The organism is Serratia sp. Nf2 (genome assembly GCF_003028435.1).
Lineage (GTDB): Bacteria > Pseudomonadota > Gammaproteobacteria > Enterobacterales > Enterobacteriaceae > Serratia > Serratia marcescens_L.
The window spans coordinates 317,567-343,203 of sequence record NZ_PYTW01000003.1 but is presented as its reverse complement, the minus strand read 5'-3'; the positions used below and the strand labels follow the sequence as shown (position 1 = coordinate 343,203).

At 58.5% G+C, this 25,637-nt stretch carries 21 protein-coding genes; 9 read left to right on the top strand and 12 right to left on the bottom strand.

Annotated elements, in window-relative coordinates; genetic code table 11:
• Nucleotides 1-79: 79 nt before the first annotated feature.
• A complete protein-coding gene (locus C9411_RS09445; RefSeq protein WP_063989590.1) occupies nt 80-565 on the bottom strand; it encodes a heme-degrading domain-containing protein in 486 nt (161 codons plus the stop codon).
• 200 nt (nt 566-765) lie between these two features.
• Between C9411_RS09445 and C9411_RS09440 the strand changes: the two genes are divergently transcribed.
• Nucleotides 766-1,866, top strand: a complete 1,101-nt coding sequence (locus C9411_RS09440) for a GGDEF domain-containing protein (RefSeq protein WP_107226932.1) — start codon at nt 766-768, stop codon at nt 1,864-1,866.
• Between the two features lie 34 nt (nt 1,867-1,900).
• Here C9411_RS09440 and mfd read toward each other — a convergent pair whose 3' ends face one another.
• On the bottom strand, nt 1,901-5,374 hold the full coding sequence (mfd, locus tag C9411_RS09435; protein WP_107226931.1) for a transcription-repair coupling factor: 3,474 nt from the start codon (nt 5,372-5,374) through the stop codon (nt 1,901-1,903).
• 309 nt (nt 5,375-5,683) lie between these two features.
• On the opposite strand from mfd, the gene lolC reads away from it, so the two are divergent.
• Genes lolC through cobB form a run of 5 tightly spaced genes read left to right on the top strand, consistent with a single transcriptional unit; the run spans nt 5,684 to nt 10,652 of the window.
• Nucleotides 5,684-6,886, top strand: a complete 1,203-nt coding sequence (lolC, locus tag C9411_RS09425) for a lipoprotein-releasing ABC transporter permease subunit LolC (protein WP_107226930.1) — start codon at nt 5,684-5,686, stop codon at nt 6,884-6,886.
• Nucleotides 6,879-7,583: a lipoprotein-releasing ABC transporter ATP-binding protein LolD gene (gene lolD / locus C9411_RS09420; RefSeq protein WP_004941120.1), complete on the top strand. Its 705-nt coding sequence runs from the start codon at nt 6,879-6,881 to the stop codon at nt 7,581-7,583. Before lolC ends, lolD begins: the two co-directional genes overlap by 8 nt.
• A complete protein-coding gene (lolE, locus tag C9411_RS09415; protein ID WP_063989594.1) occupies nt 7,583-8,830 on the top strand; it encodes a lipoprotein-releasing ABC transporter permease subunit LolE in 1,248 nt (415 codons plus the stop codon). Before lolD ends, lolE begins: the two co-directional genes overlap by 1 nt.
• A gap of 53 nt (nt 8,831-8,883) precedes the next feature.
• The gene (nagK, locus tag C9411_RS09410; protein WP_063989595.1) at nt 8,884-9,804 is read left to right on the top strand and encodes an N-acetylglucosamine kinase; all 921 of its coding nucleotides are present in this window, start codon (nt 8,884-8,886) and stop codon (nt 9,802-9,804) included.
• Between the two features lie 11 nt (nt 9,805-9,815).
• Nucleotides 9,816-10,652: a Sir2 family NAD+-dependent deacetylase gene (gene cobB / locus C9411_RS09405; RefSeq protein WP_015377583.1), complete on the top strand. Its 837-nt coding sequence runs from the start codon at nt 9,816-9,818 to the stop codon at nt 10,650-10,652.
• Between the two features lie 48 nt (nt 10,653-10,700).
• Here cobB and potD read toward each other — a convergent pair whose 3' ends face one another.
• The gene (gene potD, locus C9411_RS09400; protein WP_033633291.1) at nt 10,701-11,744 is read right to left on the bottom strand and encodes a spermidine/putrescine ABC transporter substrate-binding protein PotD; all 1,044 of its coding nucleotides are present in this window, start codon (nt 11,742-11,744) and stop codon (nt 10,701-10,703) included.
• 238 nt (nt 11,745-11,982) lie between these two features.
• On the opposite strand from potD, the gene C9411_RS09395 reads away from it, so the two are divergent.
• Entirely contained in the window at nt 11,983-12,693 is a 711-nt protein-coding gene (locus C9411_RS09395; protein WP_063989597.1) for a MurR/RpiR family transcriptional regulator, read from the top strand.
• Nucleotides 12,694-12,710: 17 nt separating this feature from the next.
• On the opposite strand, the gene C9411_RS09390 is transcribed toward C9411_RS09395, so the two are convergent.
• The 6 genes from C9411_RS09390 to C9411_RS25585 all read right to left on the bottom strand — a co-directional run bounded on the left by C9411_RS09390 (nt 12,711) and on the right by C9411_RS25585 (nt 18,935).
• Nucleotides 12,711-14,096, bottom strand: a complete 1,386-nt coding sequence (locus C9411_RS09390) for a glycoside hydrolase (RefSeq protein WP_063989598.1) — start codon at nt 14,094-14,096, stop codon at nt 12,711-12,713.
• 24 nt (nt 14,097-14,120) lie between these two features.
• Nucleotides 14,121-15,680, bottom strand: coding sequence for a PTS transporter subunit EIIC (locus C9411_RS09385; RefSeq protein ID WP_107226929.1), 1,560 nt, complete (start codon nt 15,678-15,680; stop codon nt 14,121-14,123).
• 218 nt (nt 15,681-15,898) lie between these two features.
• Nucleotides 15,899-16,681: a spermidine/putrescine ABC transporter permease PotC gene (gene potC, locus C9411_RS09380; protein WP_047727722.1), complete on the bottom strand. Its 783-nt coding sequence runs from the start codon at nt 16,679-16,681 to the stop codon at nt 15,899-15,901.
• Nucleotides 16,678-17,538, bottom strand: a complete 861-nt coding sequence (potB, locus tag C9411_RS09375) for a spermidine/putrescine ABC transporter permease PotB (RefSeq protein WP_063989600.1) — start codon at nt 17,536-17,538, stop codon at nt 16,678-16,680. The genes potC and potB overlap by 4 nt, the downstream gene beginning before the upstream one ends.
• On the bottom strand, nt 17,522-18,637 hold the full coding sequence (gene potA / locus C9411_RS09370) for a spermidine/putrescine ABC transporter ATP-binding protein PotA (RefSeq protein WP_107226928.1): 1,116 nt from the start codon (nt 18,635-18,637) through the stop codon (nt 17,522-17,524). The genes potB and potA overlap by 17 nt, the downstream gene beginning before the upstream one ends.
• Nucleotides 18,638-18,662: 25 nt before the next feature.
• The gene (locus C9411_RS25585) at nt 18,663-18,935 is read right to left on the bottom strand and encodes a hypothetical protein (protein WP_127146169.1); all 273 of its coding nucleotides are present in this window, start codon (nt 18,933-18,935) and stop codon (nt 18,663-18,665) included.
• A gap of 57 nt (nt 18,936-18,992) precedes the next feature.
• Between C9411_RS25585 and pepT the strand changes: the two genes are divergently transcribed.
• Nucleotides 18,993-20,222 carry a peptidase T gene (gene pepT, locus C9411_RS09365; protein ID WP_063989602.1) on the top strand — a complete coding sequence of 410 codons (1,230 nt, stop codon included), beginning with the start codon at nt 18,993-18,995 and terminating at the stop codon, nt 20,220-20,222.
• 90 nt (nt 20,223-20,312) lie between these two features.
• Nucleotides 20,313-21,401 carry a malate/lactate/ureidoglycolate dehydrogenase gene (locus tag C9411_RS09360; protein WP_107226927.1) on the top strand — a complete coding sequence of 363 codons (1,089 nt, stop codon included), beginning with the start codon at nt 20,313-20,315 and terminating at the stop codon, nt 21,399-21,401.
• A 76-nt stretch (nt 21,402-21,477) separates the two neighbouring features.
• On the opposite strand, the gene C9411_RS09355 is transcribed toward C9411_RS09360, so the two are convergent.
• From C9411_RS09355 to C9411_RS09345, 3 genes are all read right to left on the bottom strand, one after another.
• Nucleotides 21,478-23,229 carry an ATP-binding cassette domain-containing protein gene (locus tag C9411_RS09355; protein WP_107227001.1) on the bottom strand — a complete coding sequence of 584 codons (1,752 nt, stop codon included), beginning with the start codon at nt 23,227-23,229 and terminating at the stop codon, nt 21,478-21,480.
• Between the two features lie 223 nt (nt 23,230-23,452).
• Nucleotides 23,453-24,244, bottom strand: a complete 792-nt coding sequence (locus tag C9411_RS09350) for a Fic family protein (protein ID WP_063989603.1) — start codon at nt 24,242-24,244, stop codon at nt 23,453-23,455.
• Between the two features lie 187 nt (nt 24,245-24,431).
• A complete protein-coding gene (locus C9411_RS09345) occupies nt 24,432-25,553 on the bottom strand; it encodes a cupin domain-containing protein (protein WP_033638200.1) in 1,122 nt (373 codons plus the stop codon).
• Nucleotides 25,554-25,637: the final 84 nt, after the last annotated feature.

Here is a 25,637-nt window from a genome sequence, read left to right as displayed (position 1 = left end):
GGCGCTAAATACCGATAACAGATAAGTCAGCCGCAGATTCTGCGGCTGAAAAGGAAGGGAATAGTCGAGGTTTCAACGGCTAGTGGAGTTCGGGCAGGGATAAGCCGAGAAAGTTCGCTAAAGTACTCACCAGCAGCTGGTGATCGTCCTTCTGCGGCGCACCGGAAATGCTGATGCTGCCGACGCAGCCGAGGCCGGTTAGGGTGAGCGGGAAGGCGCCGCCGTGCACCGAATAGTCGCGCACGCTCAGCCCGTAGCGTTCCTCCAGCGACGTTTGTCGCTGCTGCAGGCGCAGGCCGATGGCGTAAGAACTTTTGTGAAAATGGTTCACCAGATTGCGCTTGCGCCGCACCCAGTCGGCGATGTCCGGCGTGGCGCCCGGCATGGCGTAATAAAACAGCGTTTGCCCGGCCAGTTGGATCTCGATGGCGATGCTCAGGCCGCGCCGCTCGGCGGCGGTTTTCAGCGCCGCGCCCAGCTCCCAGGCGGTGGCGGCGTCAAAATGGGTAAAGGCCAGCGTCGCTTCCTGTTCGCTGAGCGCCTGCAGTTCATCGTCGATATTCATGCGGTTCTCCCCCGATAACACAAAGCACAGAGTAGCCTGAAGCGCGCATCGTGAGATAGACGGCTTGGCGATAAGATAGAACTGCTACTCTATTAATAGACTGTGTAAAATAGCCGCCGCCGAAGCGGAGACGACAGGGATACGTTATTCAACGTCTGCACATCAACCCCTGGCGATCCCGAGGAGCGCGCTGACTATTTATGACCTACATTGCGTCCATTCCCGCCATTTACAGCGACGCCTGCATCACCTACGCCACGCTGTCGGTAAGCTATTTCGTTCTCAGTAAAAACGCGCCGTTCTCCTACCGTTCTGCGCTGTGGAAGCGCGTCGTATTCGGCCTGTTGGCCGGGGTGGCGGTGCTCTATCTAAGCCAGGACCGGCTGGAGCTGACCGATAAGGTGCACTACAGCTTTGCGATGATCCCGATGATCCTGGTGACGTTCTTTGGCGGCGGCGTCAGCGGGCTGGTGAGCTTTTTGTTCGCCATGGCGCTGACCGGCGGTTTCACCGTCGATAACCTGTTTATCGCCTCAATCCTGGTGCCGCTGCTGCTGTCGCGGGTGTGGCTGAAGAAATCCCACTGGGTGTTTTATCTGACGATCGGCGCTATCGCGCTGTATCGCATTGCGGTGGTGTGGCTGCTGGTGGACATGAGCGGGCTGTGGCTGGACGTGTTGCTGTACCAGGCGGTTTCCGCGCTCTGCCTGGCGATTTGCTACCATGCGCTGAATTTCAAAGAACGCCATATCTACGCCTATTTCGCGATGCGCGCACGCGCCACCACCGACAGCCTGACCCATATCAACAACCGCGCCAGCGTCGATTATCACCTGATGCTGCAGCGCGCCGAACGCCGCCCCTGCGGGCTGATGATCCTCGATTTGGATGACTTCAAAAAGATCAACGACACCTACGGCCATCCGGCCGGCGACGTGCTGCTGGCCAGCGTCGGCCGGCTGTTGCAAAACAGCGTGCGCAACGAGGACTTTGTCGGGCGTTACGGCGGCGAGGAGTTTATGGTGATCACCGCCAGCTACGATCCGAAGGTCATCGGCGGGGTGGCGGAGCGTATTCGCAGCGCGGTGGCGAGTTCGACGTTCTTGCTGAACGCCCACGATGAAGCACACATCACGCTGTCCATCGGCGTGTCGCTGTATCTGCCCGGCATGACGCTGGACAAGGCGATCGCCATGACCGACGAAGCGTTGTATGAGGCGAAGCGCAGCGGCAAAAACCGGGTGGTGACCAGCCGCGTAATGCAGCTGGCGCCGCTGGGTGCCGGTTTCACGCGCGAATAATCCGCCCCCCGCCGTAAAGGCGAGAGGCGTTGACTCAGGCCGCCAGCGTGTGTTCGCGGAAGGCGTTCAGCAGCTCCTCGGTGAACGTCAGGCGTTTCTGGCGATCGGCCAGATCGAGCGTGAACTTCAGCTTGCTCGGGCCGTCCAGACGGTAAACCTGAGGATTGCCCTGCAACAGGCCGATCAGATAGCCGGGGTCGACGCGGTTGTTGTCGCCGAACTCGATAAAGCCGCCGCGCTCGTTGCTCTCGATGCGTTTGATGCCCAGCTTCTGCGCATGCAGGCGCAGCGCCGCGCACTGCAACAGGTTGCGCGCCGCGTCCGGCAACTGGCCGAAGCGGTCGATCAGCTCGACCTTCAGCTCATCCAGCTCGCCGTCGTGCTTCGCGCTGGCGATGCGCTTGTACAGCGACAGACGGGTATTGACGTCGGGAATGAAGTCTTCCGGCAACAGCGCCGGCATGCGCAGCTCCACTTCGGTCTGGCTGCTGGTGAGATCTTCCAGCGACGGTTCGCGGCCGTTTTTCAACGCATCGACGGCGCTTTCCAGCAACTCCATGTAGAGCGAGAAACCGACGGTGGTCATCTGGCCGCTCTGGTCTTCACCCAGCAGTTCGCCGGCGCCGCGGATCTCCAGATCGTGGGTCGCCAGGGCGAAACCGGCGCCGAGATCTTCCAGCGATGCGATGGCTTCGAGCCGTTTATGAGCGTCGGTGCTCATGGCTTTCGGGTTCGGCGTCAGCAGATAGGCGTAAGCCTGGTGGTGCGAACGCCCGACGCGGCCGCGCAGTTGGTGCAGCTGTGCCAGGCCGAAGCGATCGGCGCGCTCGATGATGATGGTGTTGGCGCTGGGGATATCGATGCCGGTTTCGATGATGGTGGTGCACACCAGCACGTTGAAGCGCTGGTGGTGGAAATCGTTCATCACCCGTTCCAGATCGCGTTCGCGCATCTGGCCGTGGCCGATGGCGATGCGCGCTTCCGGCACCAGCTCAGCCAGGCGCTGCGCCGCTTTCTCGATGTTTTCCACGTCGTTATAAAGGTAGTAAACCTGGCCGCCACGCAACACTTCGCGCAGGATCGCCTCGCGCACCACCAGGCTGTCGTATTCGCGCACGAAGGTTTTCACCGCCAAGCGGCGCGCCGGCGGGGTGGCGATGATCGACAGATCGCGCATGCCGCTCATCGCCATGTTCAGGGTCCGCGGGATAGGCGTGGCGGTCAGCGTCAGGATATCGACGTCGGCGCGCATCGCCTTGATGCGTTCTTTATGGCGCACGCCGAAGCGGTGTTCTTCATCGACGATCAGCAGCCCCAGGTCTTTCCAGCGCAGATCGCTCTGCAACAGCTTGTGGGTGCCGATGATGATATCCACCTTGCCTTCGGCCGCGTCGTCCAGCACCTGCTGCTGCTCTTTGGCGCTGCGGAAGCGCGACATCATCTCGATGCGGATCGGCCAGGTGGCGAAGCGATCGCGGAAGTTGTCGAAGTGCTGCTGTGCCAGCAGGGTGGTCGGCACCAGCACTGCTACCTGCTTGCCGTTTTCCACCGCCAGGAAGGCGGCGCGCATCGCCACTTCGGTTTTGCCGAAGCCGACGTCGCCGCACACCAGGCGATCCATCGCCAACGGCTGGCACATGTCGCTCAGCACCGCGTTGATCGCCTGTTCCTGATCCGGCGTGGTTTCGAACGGGAAGCTCTGGCAGAACAGCTGATACTGTTCGCGGTTGTGTTTGAAGGCGAAACCGGCCTTGGCGGCGCGCTGGGCGTAGATATCCAGCAGCTCGGCCGCCACGTCGCGCACCCGCTCGGCCGCTTTCTGCCGTGCACGCGTCCAGGCGTCGCCGCCCAGTTTGTGCAAAGGAGCGTTTTCGTCTGCGCCGCCGGCGTAACGGCTGATCAGATGCAGCGAAGAAACCGGTACGTACAGCTTGTCCTCACCGGCGTAGGAGAGGATCAGGTACTCGGCCTTGATGCCGCCGGCCTCCAGCGTGGTCAGGCCGACGTAGCGGCCGACGCCGTGCTCCAGGTGCACCACCGGCTGGCCGGGATGCAGTTCCGCCAGGTTGCGGATCAGGGTATCGGTATTGATGGTGCGCCGGTTGTCCTGCCGGCGGCGGCTGACGCGTTCGCCGAGCAGATCGCTTTCGCAGATCAGCGCCCGCTGGCGCAGGCCGTCGAGGAAGCCGTGTTCAGCGGCGCCGACCATCATGTAACGGCCCGCCGTTTCCGCCTGATCGAGGCGCTGAATCAGCGTCGGCGCCAGCTTGATGCGGCCGAGCAGATCCTGCAGCGTTTCACGCCGCCCCTCGCTCTCGACGGAGAAAATCACGCTGCCGTCGAAGCCTTCGATAAAGCGCCGCAGATTATCCAGCGGGGATTTATGCTGCGCCTGCACCGCCAAATCGGGCAGGGTATGGTAATCCAGATTGGTATTGCCGGCCTTGGCCGGCAGCTCATCGGTTTTCAGCGCGATGCGCGGCCAGGCCTTCAGCTCGCCGAACAGCGCGTCGACGCGCAGCCACAGCGTGTCCGGCGCCAGCAGCGGGCGCATCGGATCGACGCGGCGGCTTTCATAACGCTGATTGACGTCCTGCCAGAAGCGCTCGGCGGCGCCCTCCAGATCGCCGGTATTGACGATCAGCGTGTTGGCCGGCAGGTAGCTGAACAGCGACGGCAGCGGTTGGCTGAAGAACAGCGGCTGCCAGTATTCGATGCCGGCCGGCCAGGCGCTTTTGCTGACCTGCTGATAGATGTGCTCGGCGTCGCGACGCACCTCAAACTGCTCGCGCCACTGGCTGCGGAACAGCTCGATGGCGTTCTTGTCGGTGGGGAACTCGTGGGCCGGCAACAGATTGATGGCCTCGACTTCGCTCAGCGTGCGCTGGCTATCGACGTCGAAGATGCGCAGGCTGTCGATTTCGTCATCGAAGAAGTCGATGCGGTAAGGCTCATCGCTGCCCATCGGGTAAAGATCGAGCAACGCACCGCGGGTGGCGAATTCGCCGTGCTCCATCACCTGATCGACGCTGCGGTAGCCGGCCTGTTCCAGCTGCGCGCGCAGCTTGTCGCGCGACAGGCGCTGGCCTTTCTTCATCACCAGCGCGTGGCCGTGCAGGAACTCATGCGGGCAGACGCGCTGCATCAGGGTGTTGACCGGCAAAATGATCACGCCGCGCGCCATGGTCGGCAGGTGATACAGGCTCGACAAACGATCCGAGATGATTTCCTGATGCGGCGAGAAGCTGTCGTACGGCAGGGTTTCCCAGTCGGACAGCGTGGTCACCATCTGGTCGGTGAACTGCTGGATCTCGTCGCGCAGCCGCAGGGCGTTTTGCATGTCCGGCGCGATCAGCATCACCGGGCCTGGGTGGCGTTCGACGATCTCGGCGCACTCCACGGCGCAGGCCGCGCCGGTCAGTTGCCCCAGCTGGCGCAGATCGCCCGCGCGATCGGGCAGAGAATAACGGGGGGATGAAGAACGGTTACGGTTATCGGAAGTGCTCATTCAGGTATCTTTAATCAATGTGTTAGAGGGCGTCCCGGCACGGATAACCCTGCGCCTTTATGCTGTTTATAGTAGCCCAGCAGCCGGCAAACTGACACAGCAAAAAGCGCTGCCCATCGCTTTTTTGCCGGTTATTTAACCGGTTGACGCCGTCGATTTTTTACGGCGGCGGGTCAATATTGCGCTAATCTGCCGCCGTCGCGCTCCTCTGCGCCACGCAATAAAAGGCCGTCGGGTGTTCCCTAAACGAGGGAGAGCCTTTATTATCCATGATCACTTTGCTTAAGCCACGGCTATCAAACGGATTTCATGTATCAACCTGTCGCGTTATTCATTGGCCTGCGCTACATGCGCGGGCGAGCCTCAGACCGCTTCGGACGGTTTGTTTCCTGGCTTTCCACCATCGGCATTACGCTGGGGGTGATGGCGTTGGTCACCGTGCTGTCGGTGATGAACGGATTCGAAAAGGATCTGGAGAACAACATCCTCGGCCTGATGCCGCAGGCGTTGGTCACCAGTCCGCAAGGATCGGTCAACCCGCAGCAGCTGCCGGCCTCCGAGGTGCAGAAGATGCAGGGCGTCACGCGCGTCGCGCCGCTGACCACCGGTGACGTGGTGCTGCAAAGCGCCCGCAGCGTAGCGGTCGGGGTGATGCTCGGCGTCAATCCCGACGAAGCCGATCCGCTGACCCCGTACCTGGTCAACGTCAAGCAGCAACAGCTGCAGCCGGGCCAGTACAACATCATCATCGGTGAACAGCTGGCGGGGCAACTCGGCGTCAAGCGCGGCGATTCGCTGCGCGTGATGGTGCCAAGCGCCAGCCAGTTCACGCCGATGGGCCGCATTCCCAGCCAGCGTCTGTTCACCCTCATCGGCACCTTCCACGCCAACAGCGAGGTGGACGGCTATCAGCTGCTGGTCAACCAACAGGACGCTTCGCGCCTGATGCGCTACCCGGCAGGTAACATCACCGGCTGGCGCCTGTTCCTGCAACAGCCGCTGACGGTCGATACCCTCAGCCAACAGCCGTTGCCGGCGGGCACGGTCTGGAAGGACTGGCGCGATCGCAAGGGCGAGCTGTTCCAGGCTGTGCGCATGGAGAAGAACATGATGGGGCTGCTGCTCAGCCTGATCGTGGCGGTGGCGGCGTTTAACATCATTACCTCGCTCGGCCTGCTGGTGATGGAAAAGCAGGGTGAAGTCGCCATTCTGCAGACCCAGGGGCTGACTCGCCGCCAGATCATGTCGGTGTTTATGGTGCAGGGCGCCAGCGCCGGCATCATCGGTTCGCTGCTTGGCACGCTGCTCGGCGTGCTGCTGGCCACCAACCTGAATAACCTGATGCCGATCCTCGGCGCCTTGATCGACGGCGCTTCGCTGCCGGTGGCGGTCGATCCGCTGCAGGTGACGATCATCGCCGTGGTGGCGATGGCGGTTTCCCTGTTGTCCACGCTTTATCCTTCATGGCGCGCTGCCGCCGTACAACCCGCTGAGGCTTTACGTTATGAGTAACCATCTTTTGCTGCAGTGTGACAACCTGTGCAAGACCTATCAGGAAGGCAATCTGCACACCGACGTGCTGCGCAACGTCAGCTTTGCCATGCAGCAGGGCGAGATGATGGCGATCGTCGGCAGCTCGGGTTCCGGCAAGAGCACCCTGTTGCACCTGCTGGGCGGGCTGGACTCACCGACCTCCGGCGAGGTGATTTTCAAGGGCGAATCGCTGAACGCCATGTCTTCGGCGGCCAAGGCCGAGCTGCGCAACCGCCAACTGGGCTTCATCTATCAGTTCCACCATCTGCTGCCGGACTTCACCGCGCTGGAAAACGCCGCCATGCCGCTGCTGATCGGCGGCGCCAAGCCGGCGCAGGCGCAGGAGAAGGCGCGGGAGATGCTGGCGGCGGTCGGGCTGGAAAAACGCAGCAAACACCGCCCGTCAGAGCTCTCCGGCGGCGAGCGTCAGCGCGTGGCGATCGCGCGTGCGCTGGTTAACAATCCGGCGCTGGTGCTGGCGGACGAACCGACCGGTAACCTGGACAAACGCACCGCGGACAGCATCTTCGATCTGCTGGGCGAGCTGAACGTGCGTCAGGGCACCGCTTTCCTGGTGGTGACGCACGATCTGCAGCTGGCCAAGCGTCTGAGCCGCCAGTTGGAAATGGCCGACGGCCACCTGCAGGCGCAGCTGACCCTGATGGGGGCCGAGTAATGGCGGGAGCCTCACTGTCCTTCCTGACGGCCCTGCGTTTCAGCCGCGGCCGTAAACGCGGCGGCATGGTGTCGCTGATCTCGGTCATCTCCACCATCGGCATTGCGCTGGGGGTAGCGGTGCTGATCGTCGGCCTGAGCGCGATGAACGGCTTTGAGCGCGAGCTGAAGAACCGCATTCTGGCGGTGGTGCCGCACGGCGAACTCGAACCGGTCAATCAGCCGTTCAGCGGCTGGCCGTCGATTCTGCAGCGGGTGGAAAAGGTGCCGGGCATTGTGGCCGCCGCGCCGTACATCAACTTTACCGGCCTGATGGAGAACGGCGCACAGCTGCGCGCGGTGGAAGTCAAGGGCGTTGATCCGCAGCAGGAAAGCCGGCTGAGCGCGCTGCCGCAGTATGTGCAGGGCGACGCCTGGGCCAACTTCAAGCCCGGCGAGCAGCAGGTGATCCTCGGCAGGGGCGTGGCCGACGCGCTGGGCGTCAAGCAGGGCGCCTACGTGACGGTGATGATCCCCAACAGCGACCCGGAAATGAAGCTGCTGCAGCCAAAGCGCATTCGTCTGCACGTGACCGGCATTTTGCAGCTCAGTGGCCAGCTCGATCACAGCCTGGCGCTGGTGCCACTGGCCGACGCGCAGCAGTATCTCGACATGGGTGACAGCGTCACGGGCATCGCGCTCAAGATGAACGACGTGTTCGCCGCCAACAAACTGGTGCGCGACGCCGGCGAAGTGACCAACGCCTACATTTACATCAAGAGCTGGATCGGCAAATACGGCTATATGTACCGCGACATCCAGATGATCCGCGCCATCATGTATCTGGCGATGGTGCTGGTGATCGGCGTAGCCTGCTTCAACATTGTCTCCACGCTGGTGATGGCGGTGAAAGACAAAAGCGCCGACATTGCGGTGCTACGCACCCTGGGCGCCAAAGACGGCTTTATCCGCGCCATCTTCATCTGGTATGGGCTGCTGGCCGGGCTGCTGGGCAGCCTGAGCGGCGTGGTGATCGGGGTGATCGCCTCGCTGCAGCTGACCAACATCATCCGGGGCATCGAGAAACTGGTCGGCCACTCCTTCCTGTCGGGCGATATCTACTTCATCGATTTCCTGCCTTCCGAGCTGCACTGGCTGGATGTGCTGATCGTGTTGGCGACCGCCATCGTGCTGAGCCTGTTGGCCAGTTGGTATCCGGCCAGGCGTGCCAGCCGCATCGATCCGGCGCGGGTGCTGAGCGGACAATAAAACCCACGGGGAGGCAGCGATGCCGCCCCGTTTTTTTAGCCTGGGGATGGGTTATGTACTACGGTTTCGATATGGGCGGCACCAAGATTGAGCTGGGGGTATTCGACGACCGCCTGCAGCGCATTTGGCAAAAGCGGGTGCCGACGCCGCGTGAGGATTACCGGCAGCTGCTGGCCACGCTGTGCGATCTGACCCTTGAGGCGGATGCGTTTTGCGGCCGGCGCGGCAGCGTCGGCATCGGCATCCCAGGCCTGCCCAACGATGATGACGGCACGCTGTTTACCGCCAACGTGCCGGCGGCGATGGGGCGACCGCTGCCGCGCGATCTGGCGGCGCTGATCGGGCGCGAGGTGCGGGTCGATAACGACGCCAACTGCTTTGCGCTGTCGGAGGCCTGGGACGACGAGTTTCGCCGCTACCCGACGGTGCTGGGCATCATCCTCGGCACCGGCGTTGGCGGCGGGCTGATCGTCGACGGCAAGACGGTGCCTGGGCGCAACTATATCGCCGGCGAGTTCGGCCATTTGCGCCTGCCGGTGGACGCGCTCGAGGTGCTGGGGCGTGATGTGCCTCGCGTTGCCTGCGGGTGCGGCCATCAGGGTTGCATTGAAAATTACATATCGGGCCGCGGTTTCGAATGGATGTACGCCCATTTCTATGGCCGGCACTTGCCTGCCACCGAGATCATTGCGCATTATCAGGCGGGTGAGCCGCAGGCGGTGGCCCACGTCGACCGCTTTATGGACGTGCTGGCGATCTGCCTGGGCAACCTGCTGACGGTGCTGGATCCGCACCTGGTGGTGATCGGCGGCGGGCTGTCGAACTTCGACGCCATTTACCAGGCGTTGCCGCAGCGGCTGCCGGCGCACCTGCTGCGGGTGGCCCGGCTGCCGCGCATCGAGAAGGCGCGCTATGGTGACGCCGGCGGCGTGCGCGGTGCAGCGTTCCTCAATTTGGTCAACAGGGAAAAGTAAGGAGAGAGTTAATGCACACTCGCCATCGGCTGTGTCAGTTTCGCAAGAGTAAGCATGTGCTGCATCAGCGCTTTCGTTCACGCATTTTTCACCGTGACACCATGGCGGCGGCCGAGCTGAAAAAGCCGTTTGTGGTGGTGTTGACCGGGGCCGGCATTTCGGCCGAGTCGGGCATTCGCACCTTCCGCGCCGCGGATGGGCTATGGGAAGAGCACCGGGTGGAGGACGTCGCCACGCCGGAAGGTTTTCAGCGCGATCCGGCGCTGGTGCAGGCGTTTTACAACGAACGCCGCCGCCAGCTGCAGACGGAAGAGATCGCCCCGAACGCCGCGCACCGTGCGCTGGCGGACCTGGAAGAGTGGCTGGGGGACAACTTCCTGTTGGTCACGCAAAACATCGATAACCTGCATGAGCGCGCCGGCAGCAAGCGGGTGCTGCACATGCACGGCGAATTGCTGAAGGTGCGTTGCACCCAGTCGGGCCAGGTGTTCGAATGGCCCGGCGATCTCAGCGTTGACGACCGTTGCCACTGCTGCCAGTTCCCGGCGCCGCTGCGGCCACACGTGGTGTGGTTCGGCGAGATGCCGCTGGGCATGGACGACATTTACCAGGCGCTGAGCAAGGCCGATTTCTTCGTCGCCATCGGCACCTCCGGCCACGTCTATCCGGCGGCCGGCTTCGTGCATGAGGCGCGGCTGGGCGGCGCCTACGCCATGGAACTGAACCTGGAACCGAGCCAGGTAGAGAGCCAGTTCGACGAGAAACACTACGGTCTTGCCAGCGAAGTGGTGCCGCGTTTTGTGCACAAATTCCTGGTGGGCAAGGTGGCGCGGGCCGACAGGCCCTGAGAAAGGCATCAGGGCGCACTGCGCGCCCTGATGGGATGGCGGGGCGTGTTAGCGCCCGGCTTTCAGCTTTTGGAAGTAGCTTTCGTACAGCGTGCTGGCGTCGCCGACGTCGTTTTGCCACTCGCCGTGCTCAATCACCGCCTTATCCGGGTAGAGTGATTTATCGTTGGCGATCTCCGGCGACAGCAGCTTCTTCGCCGCCAGGTTCGGCGTCGGGTAACCGATGGTTTCCGCCACCTGCACTGCGATTTCCGGCCGTAGCAGGAAGTCTATCAGCTTCAGCGCCCCCTCGACGTTGCGCGCGTTGGCCGGAATGGCCAGGCTGTCCATCCAGAAGATCCCGCCTTCCTTCGGCCAAACGATCTCCAGCGGCGTGCCGGCCTGGCGCGCCACGAAGGCCGAACCGTTCCACACCATACCGACGTTGACTTCCCCTTCCATAAACGGGTTGCCCGGGTTGTCGGAGTTGAAGGCCAGCACGTTCGGCATCAATTTCTGCAGTTCGTGATAGGCGGCTTCGATCTCTTTCGGGTCAGTGGTGTTGCCGGAATAGCCCAGCTTGAGCAGCGCCATCTGGAACACTTCGCGCGCGTCGTCGGTCAGCAGCAGGCGGCCTTTGTACTGCGGCTGCCACAGATCGGCCCAGGCGGTAACGGTAGAGGGATCCTGCGCGTCGCTGTTGACGCCGATGGCGGTAGCGCCCCAGATGTAAGGAATGGAATAGTCGTTGTTAGGATCGAACGGCTTGTTCAGCAGGGTAGGATCGAGATCCTTGAAGTGGCTGAGCTTGCTCTTGTCGATTTTTTGCAGCATGCCTTCCTTGCTCATCTTGGCGATGAAGTAAGTGGAAGGCACCACCAGATCGTACGCGCCGTCTTTGTAGGTCTTCAGCTTGGCGTACATGCTTTCGTTGGATTCATAGGTGGAATAGATCACCTTGATGCCGGTTTCCTTGGTGAACTGCTCCAGCAGCCCCGGCGGGACGTATTCAGTCCAGTTATAGAAGTACAGTGTCTTGCCGTCAGAGGCGTTTGCAGAGCAGAAACTCAGCGCCATCATCCCGGCTGCGAGCAGATGTGACCACTTTTTCATGCAGCGTATCCTTCAGCAGTAGTGAGCCGAACCCGTATGGGCAAACCGTTTGGCGGCAGCGCCATACCCCAGAAAGGGGCCATTATAGGGGCCGGGGTGAGGTGGGTAAAGGCGGTTATCCCGCTGGCAAATCAAGGGGTTTGGCGGCTTAAAGTGCATCACAATTTGATTGTCTCGCGCTGGACAGGCGGTGAAGCGCGTGCGAAACAATAATTTTGGCGAATAAACGAGGGCGGCGATGAATTTCAAACAGGTCTTCAGCCAGGCGGAGCTCAGCAAGACGGATCTGACGATTTTGCACTGCATTCTCGACAATCCGGACGCCTGCATCGACGACGGCATCCGCGCGGTGTCCACACGCTGCTACAGTTCCCCCTCAACGCTGGTGCGGCTGGCCAAAAAGCTGGGCTTTCGCGGCTATCTCGAACTGGTCTATTTCATCAAATTTAACCTGACGATGGCGCCGGCCTACCAGGCGGAACGCGTGACGTCGGCGGCACCGCCGGCCCAGCAGGCGCAGTTTCTCGATCTGCTCGACAGCGGCAAAATCCTGATCCACGGCAGCGGTTTTTCGCAGCTGGTGGCGCAGTATATGTACAACAAGTTTATGACGCTGGGCGTAGACAGTTACCTGTCGCTGTGGCCGGATTTCGACATTCTTGACCGTGAGACGCGCTTTCGCTTCGATATGGTGATCGTGATTTCAAAGTCGGGCAACAGCGGCTCGGCGCTGAGCTGGGGCGAGGCGGTGAAGCGTAACCGCATTCTGCTGGCGGCTTTCTGCGGCGACGGCGACAGCCCGCTGGCGCAGCAGGCCGACATGACCTTTCTGTTTGAGGACCGGCAAAAATACGATCACGATATCTACTATCCCAACCCGTTTTTCGGCCACTGTCTGTTGGGATTCGAGAATGTGATCACCGCCTGGTTTGAACGACGCGGCCGCTGACGGCCGCGCCGCATCGCTTAGCGCCAGTGCACGGCATACTGACGGTGGGCCTGCAGGTACTCCTCCACCAGCGTTTTCGCCAGCGAGTAGGAGTTGACCAGCGGGTGTACCATCAGCGCCTTGATGGCCAGTTGGCGGTTGCCGGTCAGGATCGCCGCCACCGCCAGCCGTTCGTACTCTTTCACCTGCGAAATCAGGTTTTTCTGGGTGTCGGGAATATCGCGCATTTTGACCGGCTGAATGCCGGCGCTGCTCAATTCGCAGCTGATTTCGATCACGTCTTCCGGGTGCAGAAAATCGAGCGTGTCGCGGTTTTGCATCGATACCACCACGCGTTTTTGCCGGCCGCTGTTGACTGCCTCTAGAATGTCGATCGCTACCCCGGCATAGCCGCCGCTGTCCGGCTGTTCGATAAACTGTTGCAGCGTCAGCATCTCACGCGTTTTCACCTTGCCCTGGTTGGACTCGCGCTGCATGTAGGAGTTTTCGCGCTGCAGGTAATGGCTGAAGTAGACAGAGAAGGCGTGTTCCAACTGACGGGGGATGTCCAGCTCGCCCAACGCCGACAGCATTTGGCGATTGATCGCCGCGATTTGTTCGCCGCGGGTCTCGCCGCCCTCGACGATGGCGGCGATCGCCTGCTCACGGTAGTAGTAATAGTAGAGATACTCGTTGAGCATCAGGTTGTCCGACAGCGCCACCAGCTCCGGCGAGAAGTATTTCATGCAGGTTTCGCGATACAGGCGCGGATCCGCCAGCAACCGTTCCGTGACCGGCTCACCGTTGACGCGCGCATTGCGGAACCAGGAAAGATGGTTGAGGCCGAAGCAATCGACGCTCAGTTGGTCTTCGCGGCAGCCCAGCAGCTCGGCCAGTTCGCGAATGAACTCGCTGGGGGCGTCGCAGATACCGTAGACCCGGCGCTGGAAGCCGGATTTGATGATCGCCTCGGTCACCATGCCGGAAGGATTGGTGAAGTTGAACAAGACCGCGTCCGGCGAGGAAAGCTGCTCGATCAGGCGGCAATAATCGAGGATCGCCGGAATCGAACGCATCGCCATGGCGAAGCCGCCGGCGCCGGTGGTTTCTTGCCCGAGCAACTGGTGATTGAGCGCGATGCGCTCGTCATGGATGCGGCCTTCCTCGCCGCCAATGCGCAGGGTGGTGATGATGTAGTCGGCGCCTTGCAGTGCCTGGCGCGGATCGCTGCTGAGGCTGAAAGCAATGTCGTCGCGAATGCGCTGGAACACGCCCTGCGCGAGGGCGCCGTAGATCGCCAGATGGCGCTCATCGGTATCCATAAACACCACTTCGGTAATGCCGATGCGATGGGCGTTATAGGCAATGGATTTGGCGAGGAACGGGGAACGTACGCCGCCGCCGCCGAGAACGGTTAATTTCATTCGATATCTCCCATTAATAAAGCGTTAGAGTGCCGCTAAATATTTCTCTACCTGATTTTTGACCTTGCCGACCGTGACGCCGTAAATTACCTGGACTTCACGGCGATTCTTCACCACGCCTTTGGCGCCGGTGCTTTTCAACGCGGCCTCATCCACCCGCGCCATATCCTTTAATTCCACCCGCAGCCGGGTAAAGCAGTTATCGACGGAAATAATGTTTTCCTTGCCGCCCAGCGCGCGAATAATGATGCCGCTCGGCTCGTCCGGGGTATTTTTGCGGTTCCGGTAATCCTGTTTGGAGTAGAGTTTGACGTCCTGATCATCTTCGCGGCCCGGCGTCTTCAGATTGAGCTTCAGCACCAGCGTTTTAAACACCAGGTAATACACCGCGAACTGCACCAGGCCAATGACCACATACAGCGGCCAGCGGGTGAGGGAGACCGGCAGCGGCAAGTTGTAGGCCAGGAACTCGACCAGCCCGCTGGCGCCCCAAGGGCGTACCTGGAACAGATTGCAGGCCACCTGCGACAACGCGGTCAACACGGCGTGGATCACCCACAGCAGCGGAGAGATAAACAGGAAGGTGAACTCGATAGGCTCGGTGATACCGACCAGGATCGAAGTGGTGATGGCCGGGATCAGAATCGCCTTGGCCAGCATTTTCTTTTCCGGTTTGGCGGTGTGATAGAAAGCCAATGCCGCGCCCGGCAGGCCGAAGATGGTTACCATCCCTTGCTGCGAGAAGCGCAGCGCCTCGTTCATCAGCGGCGAGATGCTCGGGTCGCGCATATAGGCCAGGAAAATCGCCTGCGAGCCGGAGACGGTCTGGCCGTCCTGCACGATTGAACCGCCGATGCTGGTGAGCTGGAACGGCGACCAGATAAAGTGGTGTAGCCCGGTGGGGATGAGGAATTTCTCGAAGAAACCGTAGGCGAATACCCCGAGTGAGCCGGAGCTTTTCATAAAGCCGGTCAGTGCGATCAGGCCCTGCGAGATGGCCGGCCACAGGTAGCTGAAGGCGACGGCGTACAGCATGATGATCGGCGTCATGGCGATCAGCACCAGCTTGGCGCCGCCATAGACCGAAAACACGCCGTTGAGTTCGACGTTGCACAGGCGGTTGTGCACCCAGGCGAGGGTGACGCCGAGGATAAGACCGAGGAAAATGCCCATATCCACCACGGTAAAGCCCAGCAGTTCCGTCTGCCCGGTGCCGTAATATTCGCCGTTGATCTTGGCCGCGACGTGGCCGCTGAGCTGCAGATAAGACGAATTGGCGCCGAGGAACATGATAAAGCACATCACCGCGACCAGCGCCGCTTCGCTTTTTTTGTCTTTGGCCAGGCCGTAGGTAATGCCGATGCAGAAAATCAGCCCGAGATTACCGAATAACGGCCAGAAGGTATCGCCGATCATTTTACCGATAGTGAAGATGGCAGAATGTTCATTGATTAATGTGGCATTGGTGAGAATAGAACTGAGCGCCAGAATCAGACCGATTACCGGCAGGAAAAATATCGGCCCCATCATGGCTTTGGAGAAAAGCTGCAGCTTGCTTAAGATATTATCGATAATACCTTTCATGGCAGTTCCTTTTTATATTTTAATGGATGACGACGTTGCTGAATAAACTCCCTGGAAGCGAGAAAAAATAAGGCACCTTGCCTGGGTTCAGTTATAGGGGGAAGTTTTCGCCGCTGCAATCGGCGGGGCGGAAATAGGCACCGATGGTCAGCGGATGACAACCGGTGCCGGTTGTGAAGGGGATCACAACCGGGCGCCACAGCGCCCGGCGGGAAGGGTTATTCGGCCTTGGGCGAGCGATCGCGCATCACCCACTGGCTGGCGATCACCAGCACCAGCGACAGCAGCAGCAAAATGGTGGCCAGCGCGTTGACCTCCGGCGAGACGCCGACTTTCACCATCGAATAGATCTTCAGCGGCAAAATCTCGTAGCTCGGCCCGGTGACGAAGGAGGAGACGACCACGTCGTCCATCGACAGGGTGAAGCTCAACAGCCAGCCGGCCGCCACCGCCGGCATCGCCAGCGGCAAAATGATCTTGCGCAGAATGGTGAACTCGCTTGCGCCGAGATCGCGCGCGGCTTCCAGCATCTTCACGTCGAACCCTTTCAGGCGCGCGTAGACGGTCACTACCACGAACGGCAGGCAAAAGGTGATGTGCGAGAACAGCAGCGACCAGAAGCCGAGCGAAATGCCCAGCAGCATGAACAGCACCAGCAGCGAGATGGCCATCACGATGTCCGGCGACATCATCACCACGAACAGCATGCCGCCGACGAACGGCTTGCCGCGGAAGCGGTAGCGGTACAGCGCCACCGCGGTCAGCGAGCCGATCAGCGTGGCGAAGGTGGCGGAGAGCACCGCCATGGTCAGCGAATGGCCGGCGGCCTGCAGCAGGCTGTCGTTGTTGAGCAGCGTGCTGTACCACTTGGTGGTGGCTCCTTGCCAACTGATACCGAAACGCGAGGCGTTGAAGGAGTTGACGATCAGGATGACGATCGGGATATACAGATAGGCGTATACCAGCGTCATAAAGCCGCCGCGCAGCAGACGTCCGATCATGCCAGATCCTCCTTCTTGTTCAACAGACGGGCGGCCCGGTAATAGACCAGCAGCAACAGCCCCATCACCAGCGTCAGGCAGATGCTGGTAGCCGCGCCGAATGGCCAGTCGCGGATATTGAGGAACTGGCTTTTAATCACGTTACCGATCAGCAGATTCTTGGCGCCGCCCATCAGATCGGCGACGAAGAACAGCCCCATCGCCGGCAGCACCACCAGCAGGCAGCCGGCGATAATGCCCGGCATGGTCAGCGGCACGATGATGCGGATAAAGGTCTGCAGCTTGCTGGCGCCGAGATCGCGCGCCGCCTCCAGGCAGGACTTATCGAGCTTTTCGATGCTGGAGTAGAGCGGCATCACCATAAACGGCAGCAGGATATACACCAGGCCGAGGATCACCGCTTCCGAGGTGTACATGATGCGCAGCGGCTTGTCGATGACGCCGATCCACAGCAGCGCGTCGTTGAGATAGCCGCGGGTGCTGAGAAACAGCTTCAGGCCGTAGATGCGGATCAACGAGTTGGTCCAGAAGGGCACGATCAGCAGAAACAGCAGCAGCGGCCGCACCTTCTGCGGCAACCGCGCCAGGATAAAGGCGAACGGATAGCCGATCGCCAGGCAGCACAGGGTGGCGATCAGCGCCATGTTCAGCGAGTGCAGCAGCACCTGGGCGTACAAGGGGTCGAACAAGCGCCGGTAGTTGTCCAGCGTGAACACCATCTGCACCAGGTTGGCGTCGTCGCGGGTCAGGAAGCTGGTGGCGATGATCATCAGGTTCGGCATGAACACGAACAGCAACAGCCAGGCGACGACGCCGACGATCACCACATTCTGGAAGACTTTACGCGATTTCTTCATCGGCCAGCACCACCTCCCAGCTTTCAACCCAGGTCACCGCCATCTTCTGGTTGAGCGAGTGGTCGACGTCCGGATCGTCTTCATTGAAGAACTCGCTGACCATCACCGTTTTGCCGCTCTCCAGCTCAACCACCGACTCCAGCGTCATGCCTTTGTAGTTGCGCTCGCGCACGTAGCCGATCAGCCCGTCGTGCTGCGCGCTGTCGTTCACTTCTTCCACCCGCAGATCCTCCGGGCGCAGCAGCACCTTCAGCTTTTGGCCCGGCTCTACCGGCAGATCGGCATAGATGTCGCACTCGCGGCCCTCGACGTTGGCGCGCACCCGCTGCGGATCGAGGCGCTGCAAGACCACCGCGTCGAAAATGTTGATCTCGCCGATGAAGCTGGCGACGAACAGGTTCTTCGGCTCTTCGTAGATCTCACGCGGCGTGCCGTCCTGCTCGATGCGGCCTTCGCGCATCACCACGATGCGATCCGACATGGTCAGCGCTTCTTCCTGATCGTGGGTGACGAACACGAAGGTGATGCCCAGCTTGCGCTGCAGCGCCTTCAGCTCGTTCTGCATCTGTTTGCGCAGCTTGTAGTCCAGCGCCGAGAGCGATTCGTCCAGCAGCAGCACCTTCGGCTTGTTAACCACGGCGCGGGCGATGGCCACGCGTTGCTGTTGGCCGCCGGAGAGCTGGCCCGGCCGCCGCTGGGCGAACGCATCCAGTTGCACCATGCGCAGCGCCTCTTCGACGCGCGGCGTCAGTTCCGCCGCCGGCACCTTTTGCATGCGCAGGCCGAAGGCGACGTTGTCGAACACCGACATGTGCGGAAACAGGGCATAGCTCTGAAACACGGTGTTGACGTGGCGATGTTCGGCCGGAATGGCGGTGATGTCCTGGCCGTCGAGCACGATGCGGCCCAAATCGGCGTCTTCAAGACCAGCGATCAGGCGCAGCACCGTGGTTTTGCCACAGCCGGAGGGGCCGAGAATGGTGAGGAATTCGCCGTGGTTAATCGCCAGTTCGAGATCGGCAATGATGGTTTTGCCATCGAACGCTTTGCTCAGGGCATGCAGTTCAACAAGGGGAGTCGGAGAGGATGTCTCAGTCATTTATCGTATTACTCTATCCCGTGGGCTAATGCAGATAGAACCGCAACTGGAAAAGACTGCCGGAGCTTGCGGGATGCCCGCTGATCAAATGAAGCTCAAACCAGTTACGCCAATGGAAATTTTTCGAGCGCGCATGATAGACGCTGAATGCCGGAATTGAAAGCCGATCCGGCCCAGATGCCGCGTTTTTCATCATGATAGCGACAAATGACCCTGTGATGACAGCGTTATTTCCCTCAGAAATCATCACAAAGATTAATGATATTGGCGAATTCTGGTTAAAAATGACCTGACGCAATATTTGATCCTGATCGGTTCCGCATAATGAAACGCGATATTCTGAGGGGCCGCTACCATGGACAAATTACTTGACCGCTTTTTCAACTACGTCTCTTTCGACACCCAGTCCAAAGCGAACGTAAAGCATGTGCCGAGCACCGACGGGCAGTTGAAGCTGGCGCGCGCGTTGCAGCAGGAAATGATCGCGCTCGGCTTCGAGCGGGTGTCGCTCAGCGAACACGGCTGCGTGATGGGCACCTGGCCGGGCAACGTCGCCTGGCCAGTGCCGGCGGTCGGTTTCATCGCCCATCTGGATACCTCGCCGGATTTCAGCGGCAAAAACGTCAATCCGCAGATCGTCGAGAACTATCGCGGCGGCGACATCGCGCTCGGCATCGGCGATGAAGTGCTGTCGCCGGTGATGTTCCCGATCCTGCACCAGATGCTGGGGCAGACCCTGATCACCACCGACGGCAAAACGCTGCTGGGCGCCGACGACAAGGCCGGCATCGCCGAGATCCTCACCGCCATGGTGCGCCTGCGCGCGCGCAAAATCCCGCACGGCGACATCCGCGTGGCCTTCACCCCGGACGAGGAGGTGGGCAAGGGGGCGCAGCTGTTCGACGTGGCGGCCTTCAACGCCGAATGGGCTTACACCGTGGACGGCGGCGGCGTCGGCGAGTTGGAGTGCGAGAACTTCAACGCCGCCTCGGTGACGATCAAAATCCTCGGCAACAGCGTGCACCCCGGCAGCGCCAAGGGCGTGATGGTCAACGCGCTGTCGCTGGCCACCCGCATTCATCAGGCGCTGCCGGCGGATGAAACGCCGGAGACCACCGAAGGCTACCAGGGCTTTTATCACCTCAGCAGCATCAAGGGCAGCGTAGAGCGCGCCGAAATGCACTATATCCTGCGCGACTTCGAGCGCGAGGGGTTTGAGGCGCGCAAGCGCAAGATGGTGGACATCGCCCGCGAGGTCGGCAAAGGCTTGCCGCGCGATTGCTATATAGAAGTGAGCATCGAAGACAGTTATTACAACATGCGCGAACAGGTGGCGGAGCACCCGCACGTGATCGCGCTGGCGCAGCAGGCGATGCGCGATTGCGACATCGAACCGGTGATGAAGCCGATCCGTGGCGGCACCGACGGCGCCCAGCTGTCGTTCCGCGGCCTGCCGTGCCCGAACCTGTTCACCGGCGGCTACAACTACCACGGCAAGCACGAGTTCGTGACCCTGGAAGGCATGGAGCAAGCGGTGGCGGTGATCATGCGCATCGCAGCGCTGGCCGCCGAGCGGGCGCGGTAAACAGGACGCTTGCGATCGGCATAATCGCTTGCCGTAACAAGGCGTTGCTCATAGTGTGGAAGCCTATTCCCCACGCATAAGGACCGCATGATGAGCACCGAATACCGTATCGCCAGCCCGCATTTGGCGCAGTTCGTTCAGGCGATTTGGCGCCAGGCCGGCAGCACGGCGCGTGAAGCCGAGCTGGTGGCCAATCATCTGGTGCAGGCCAATCTGGCCGGGCACGACTCGCACGGCGTCGGCATGATCCCCAGCTACATGGCGTCGTTGGCGCAGGGGCAATTGCAGCTCAATCAGCATGCCGAGGTGGTGCGCGACGCCGGCGCAGTGCTGACGCTCGACGGCGCACGCGGCTTCGGTCAGGTGGTGGCCAGCGAAGCGATGGCGCTGGGCATTGAACGCGCCGGCAAGCTGGGCCTGGCGGCGGTGGCGCTGCACAACGCGCACCATATCGGCCGCATCGGCCATTGGGCGGAGCAGTGTGCCCGCGCCGGTTTCATTTCGATTCACTTCGTCAACGTGGTGGGCGATCCGATGGTGGCGCCGTTCGGCGGCAGCGATCGTCGCTTCGGCACCAACCCGTTCTGCGCCATTTTCCCGCGGCCGGGCCGCACGCCGCTGCTGTTGGATTTTGCCACCAGCGGTATCGCCTTCGGCAAAACCCGGGTAGCCTATAACAAAGGGCTGTCGGTGGCGCCGGGCTATCTGATCGACGAACACGGGCAGCCAACTGCCGAACCGAAGGTGATGCATGAAGCGCCGTTCGGTTCGCTGCTGCCGTTCGGCTTGCACAAAGGCTATGCGCTGGCGGCGATGTGCGAGATCCTCGGCGGCGCGCTCTCCGGCGGCCGCACCACCCACGACGCCACGTTGAAAGCCGACAGCGACGCCATCTTCAATTGCATGACGACCCTGATCCTCGATCCTCAGGCGTTCGACGCCCCGCAAATGCAGGCCGAGGCCGAAGCGTTTATCGGTTGGGTGAAGGCGTCGCCGCCGAGCGGCGAACAGCCGATCGCCGTCCCGGGAGAGTGGGAAGACGCCAACCGCGCGGCGCGGCTGGAGCAGGGCATCCCGATCGATGCCACTACCTGGCAGCAGATTGGCTTGGCGGCGGAGCAGGCGGGCATGGCGGCGGGGGAACTGGCGGATTACCGCGCACAGGCGCGCCAGGGATAAAAACTTTATGATTGGTACATTGGATGACGAGCCTGGTTACGCTACTGATGCTGTCGGGGTGTTGGTATTGATTCTTTCAGACAGCGGCGTCCAATGTATTTTTATGCAGAATGGATTGAATATAGATGTTTCTATCAGCCAATGAGGACAGCTCCCCCCTATCTGCAATGCCTTGTTGATCCAGCACGATGATTTCATCTGAGTAATCGAAGGTGGAACGTCGATGGCTGATATTAATCACGATAGAAGATGGATAAGCGGCTTTGATGTTTCCCAGTACCTCTCTTTCATTAATGATATCAAGAGATGAAGTCACTTCATCCAAAATGATAATTTTAGGGTGACGTAAAAACAGTCGAGCCAAAGATAATCGCTGGCGCTGCCCTCCGGATAATGTCATGCCATTGTCGCCAATTCTGAGATCCAATAACGAGGTTGAATTATTAAGTGGAAGGTCATTGAGTTGTGCGTGTTTCAAAGCCATAAGGAGTTTTTCATCAGAGGCATCTGGGCACGCAATTTTCAGGTTAAATCGGAGTGTGTCCATAAATATATAGTCATTTTGAGTGACGTGGAAAATTATTTCAGCGCGCTGTTTAATTGAGAGTGCATTTATTTCACTGCTGTTTAAATATATCCTTCCCGCATCAGGTTCCAGTTCACCTGAAATCAATTTTGCTAACGTGCTTTTTCCTGCTCCGCTAGGTCCCGTTAAAGTGAAAAAGCCAGCGTGCGAGAATTCAATGTTCATATTTTTAATGGCATATTTCCCGTTTTTATCATATGAATATTGCACATCTCTTAGCGTGATCGAAACTGCCGTGTCTTGTAAATCGGCGGTGTGAGAGTTTTGAGTTGTCGGTGGCTTGATTGATGTAATAAATGTATATAAAGATGCTGTGGACTTTTGCATCGCCGTATACATGGAGCCGATGTTCTCTAAGGGAGTCGCCAATAACATGATGTAAGAGGCTATCATGACAAAGTGACCTAAGGTAATCCCCTTGCTTATAACCAAATAAAGAGAAAGTAAAAACGATGAGCCGAAGAAAAAGATACTTAGTAATGCTTCAATAAGTAAGAGTTTGAAATCTGTTTTGAGTAATGCCTCATGTTTATCTTCAATCTTGTTAAGGAGTGTTTTGTACCTGTTAAATAAAAAATCATATGTATTGCAAACTCTGGCAGCCTCCATGTTCTTAACGCTGTCAGTGATGATGCTGTATTTTTTTACCGAGGTAGAGTAAAAGTCAGAGTAAAGTTCAGAGATTTTTTTGTTGAATTTTTTCTTAGTGTGAAGGTAAAGGGTAAAATAAATTAAGAATAGTGATGATACGAGGTAGTCTCCGGATAATAAAATAATTGTAATGCTGAATCCTAGCTGGAATAGAGGGGGGAGTAGGTTGTGTGAGATATTTCTCAGTAAAATTGTCAATTCATCTATAGCCTGATTTAAACGTTGGGTGATATCTCCCGTGTTTTCATGGCTATTTACTTCTTTCAAATTGAAAAGGCTTTTAAAATAATTATCAGTCATGTTGATCACGACATTATTACGTAGCGATGTGATTAATATGAAATTTAATGCTGAAGAGAGCTTTCGCATGCTCATAATGGCGATATAACTGATAGCAAGGGTAATGATGGAAAGAGATAAACTGAATTCTTTTTCCTCAATGGCATTGATTAGGTAAGCCATAATTACCGGTTGCACAGAAAATAAAAATGTGGCGATCACCGAGATTAAAATCAAAGTGTAAAATTGACGTTTTACTGTGTAACTTGATGACTTGTTGAAATATTTCAATAAAAATAGTATTTTTTCCATCTTTTTACCTTTAATCTTCTTTACAGTATGATGCGGGCCCACACCATACTCTTGAAAATCATTTGATAAACAAATTCTATTTCATGCCAAGCTCAGCTATCGCTGCGTACTGATTTTATCGACCTGAGTATCGGTCATGGTGGTTGTCTTGATTAACAGAATGTCTTTTTCAGTTAACATATATACTCCATTGTCATTAAATTAGCTAAGTAGCATGCAATGTTTACTGCATGCTAGTTAACTCACTCGTTGCAGAACCGTAAAGCAGGTGGATGCAATTACAATAAAACTTAATAATGTTGTCCCATTCGGAAAATAAAAAGGCTTCGCGTAAGCTAAGTACATAACCACTTCGTGCAAAATGACAAAGCTCAGTAAGAGGGAGGTAGCTAAGCGGCTTTATTTGTAGCATGAGATTAAAAAGGATTCTGGCGGCGCGTCCATTCCCATCTTGCAGAGGGTGGATATGCATAAACATGACTGCGAAAATGATAGCATGAAGTAATTTGTTTTCATCGCTATTTCCCTTTGCGTACTCTCGCAGGTTGGAGAGTGATTCGCTTAATAGTGAAATATCAATGAATTCAGTGTAGCTTCCATCCTTATCGGGGACAGTTCTTATATTTGCTTTTCTAACGGGGATCGACCGTCTCGTTATTTCACTTCCTATTTTTTCAATGAATTGGATAAATGATAGATTATTGTTAACGATGTCGGAAAGCGTGGGGTAAAACTGATGATAGAAGATGGCTTCGTTCTGGCTTGTTGAGTTTTCGCTGGGAAATATGTCGAGATCCACATAGGCGCTTAAGCGATGCTGTAATGGTTGGATCCTTTTATCCTCAATTACCTGGTTTGCATTTTCCAGTAATTGCCTGTATTCAAAGGATGTATTCTGAATCAATATTTGTGTTCTGTCTAAAAGTAAGCGTATATCCGTATGAAAATGATTAACTTTGGGGTAGTCCATACGTAGTAATTTAATGACCTTTCCTTGTATTACGTAATTTTCCATTTTTCATCGTCCATGAAATTTCGTTAATGTATTAAAAAGGTAGTTCAATATTATTTCGTTTCAGTTTCACAACTATTAATATTTTGTTTCCATGTGTCGAAGTGTTGCCAACTTTTTACACCCCAAAGAAAAGGCCCGCATAAGCGGGCCGTTATATATGTTCAACAGGAGCCACGGTCCCGAGAACTCAGTCGTTAAAATACCAATACCCGCTGTTGACCAGCGCGGTCAGCAGCGCCAGGAACGACGGGTCGTCTACCGCGTCGCCGAGCAGGGCGGCGTCGACGCTGAAGTTCTGGCACAGGGCGTCTGCGGCCTGCAGCTGGTCGGTGTCGATCAGCTCGCCGTTGACGAAGCAGCGATCGCCGACGCGCAGCACGCGCAACCCGCCCAGGCGCTGCAGCGCTTCACCCTGTTGCAGCAGCTCGTAGATTTCCCCGGCCTGATACGGCGGTTCCGGCGGCGCCAGATCCAGCTCGTGGCGCGACTGGGAGATAAACTCGCCGAACCAGTGCTGGAAGTGTTCCGGCTGTTGCACCAGATCCAGCATCATCTGCCGTAAGGCGTCCACTTCCTGCGGCAGGATCTCCGCCGGGTGTTCGCGCAGTTTAACGTCCGGATCGCCGTAGCGCTTGCTGCCCAGCTCGCGCGCCAGCACGTAATCGGCGAAGCCGCTCACCAGCTCGCGGCCGTTCGGTGCGCGGAAGCCCACCGAATAATTGAGCGCGTTTTCCAGCGCGTAGCCTTCGTGCGGGAAGCCCGGCGGAATGTAGAGAATGTCGCCCGGCTCCATCTCTTCGTCGATGATGGCGTCGAACGGCTCTACCTGCAGCAGATCCGGATGCGGGCAGTGTTGTTTCAGCGGCGTTTTTTCCCCGACGCGCCAGCGGCGGCGGCCGGTACCCTGAATGATGAACACGTCGTACTGATCGAGGTGCGGGCCGACGCCGCCGCCCGGTACCGAGAAGGAGATCATCAGGTCATCCATCCGCCAGTCCGGCAGTTGGCGGAATGGGCGCATCAGCGCCGCGGAAGGCTCATGCCAGTGGTCCACCGCCTGCACCAGCAGCGACCAGTTGTTTTCGCTCAGGTGATCGAAGCTCTCGAAGGGGCCGTGCGCAACCTGCCAACGGCCGTCCTGGTGGCTGACCAGGCGGCTGTCCACTTCATTTTCCATCGCCAGCCCGGCCAGCTCATCCGGGGAGATCGGATCGATAAAGTTTTTGAAGCCGCGCTTGAGAATCACCGGACGCTTTTGCCAATAACGTTGCAAAAAATCGTTCCAGTCCAGGTCTAATTGATAATCCATGTTCTATTCCAGGAGAGAGGAGTGAGCCTGTGTGCGATTATAACGGAAGTTTGGCCCCGTGGATCGGGGCCGAAGAGGCATAAT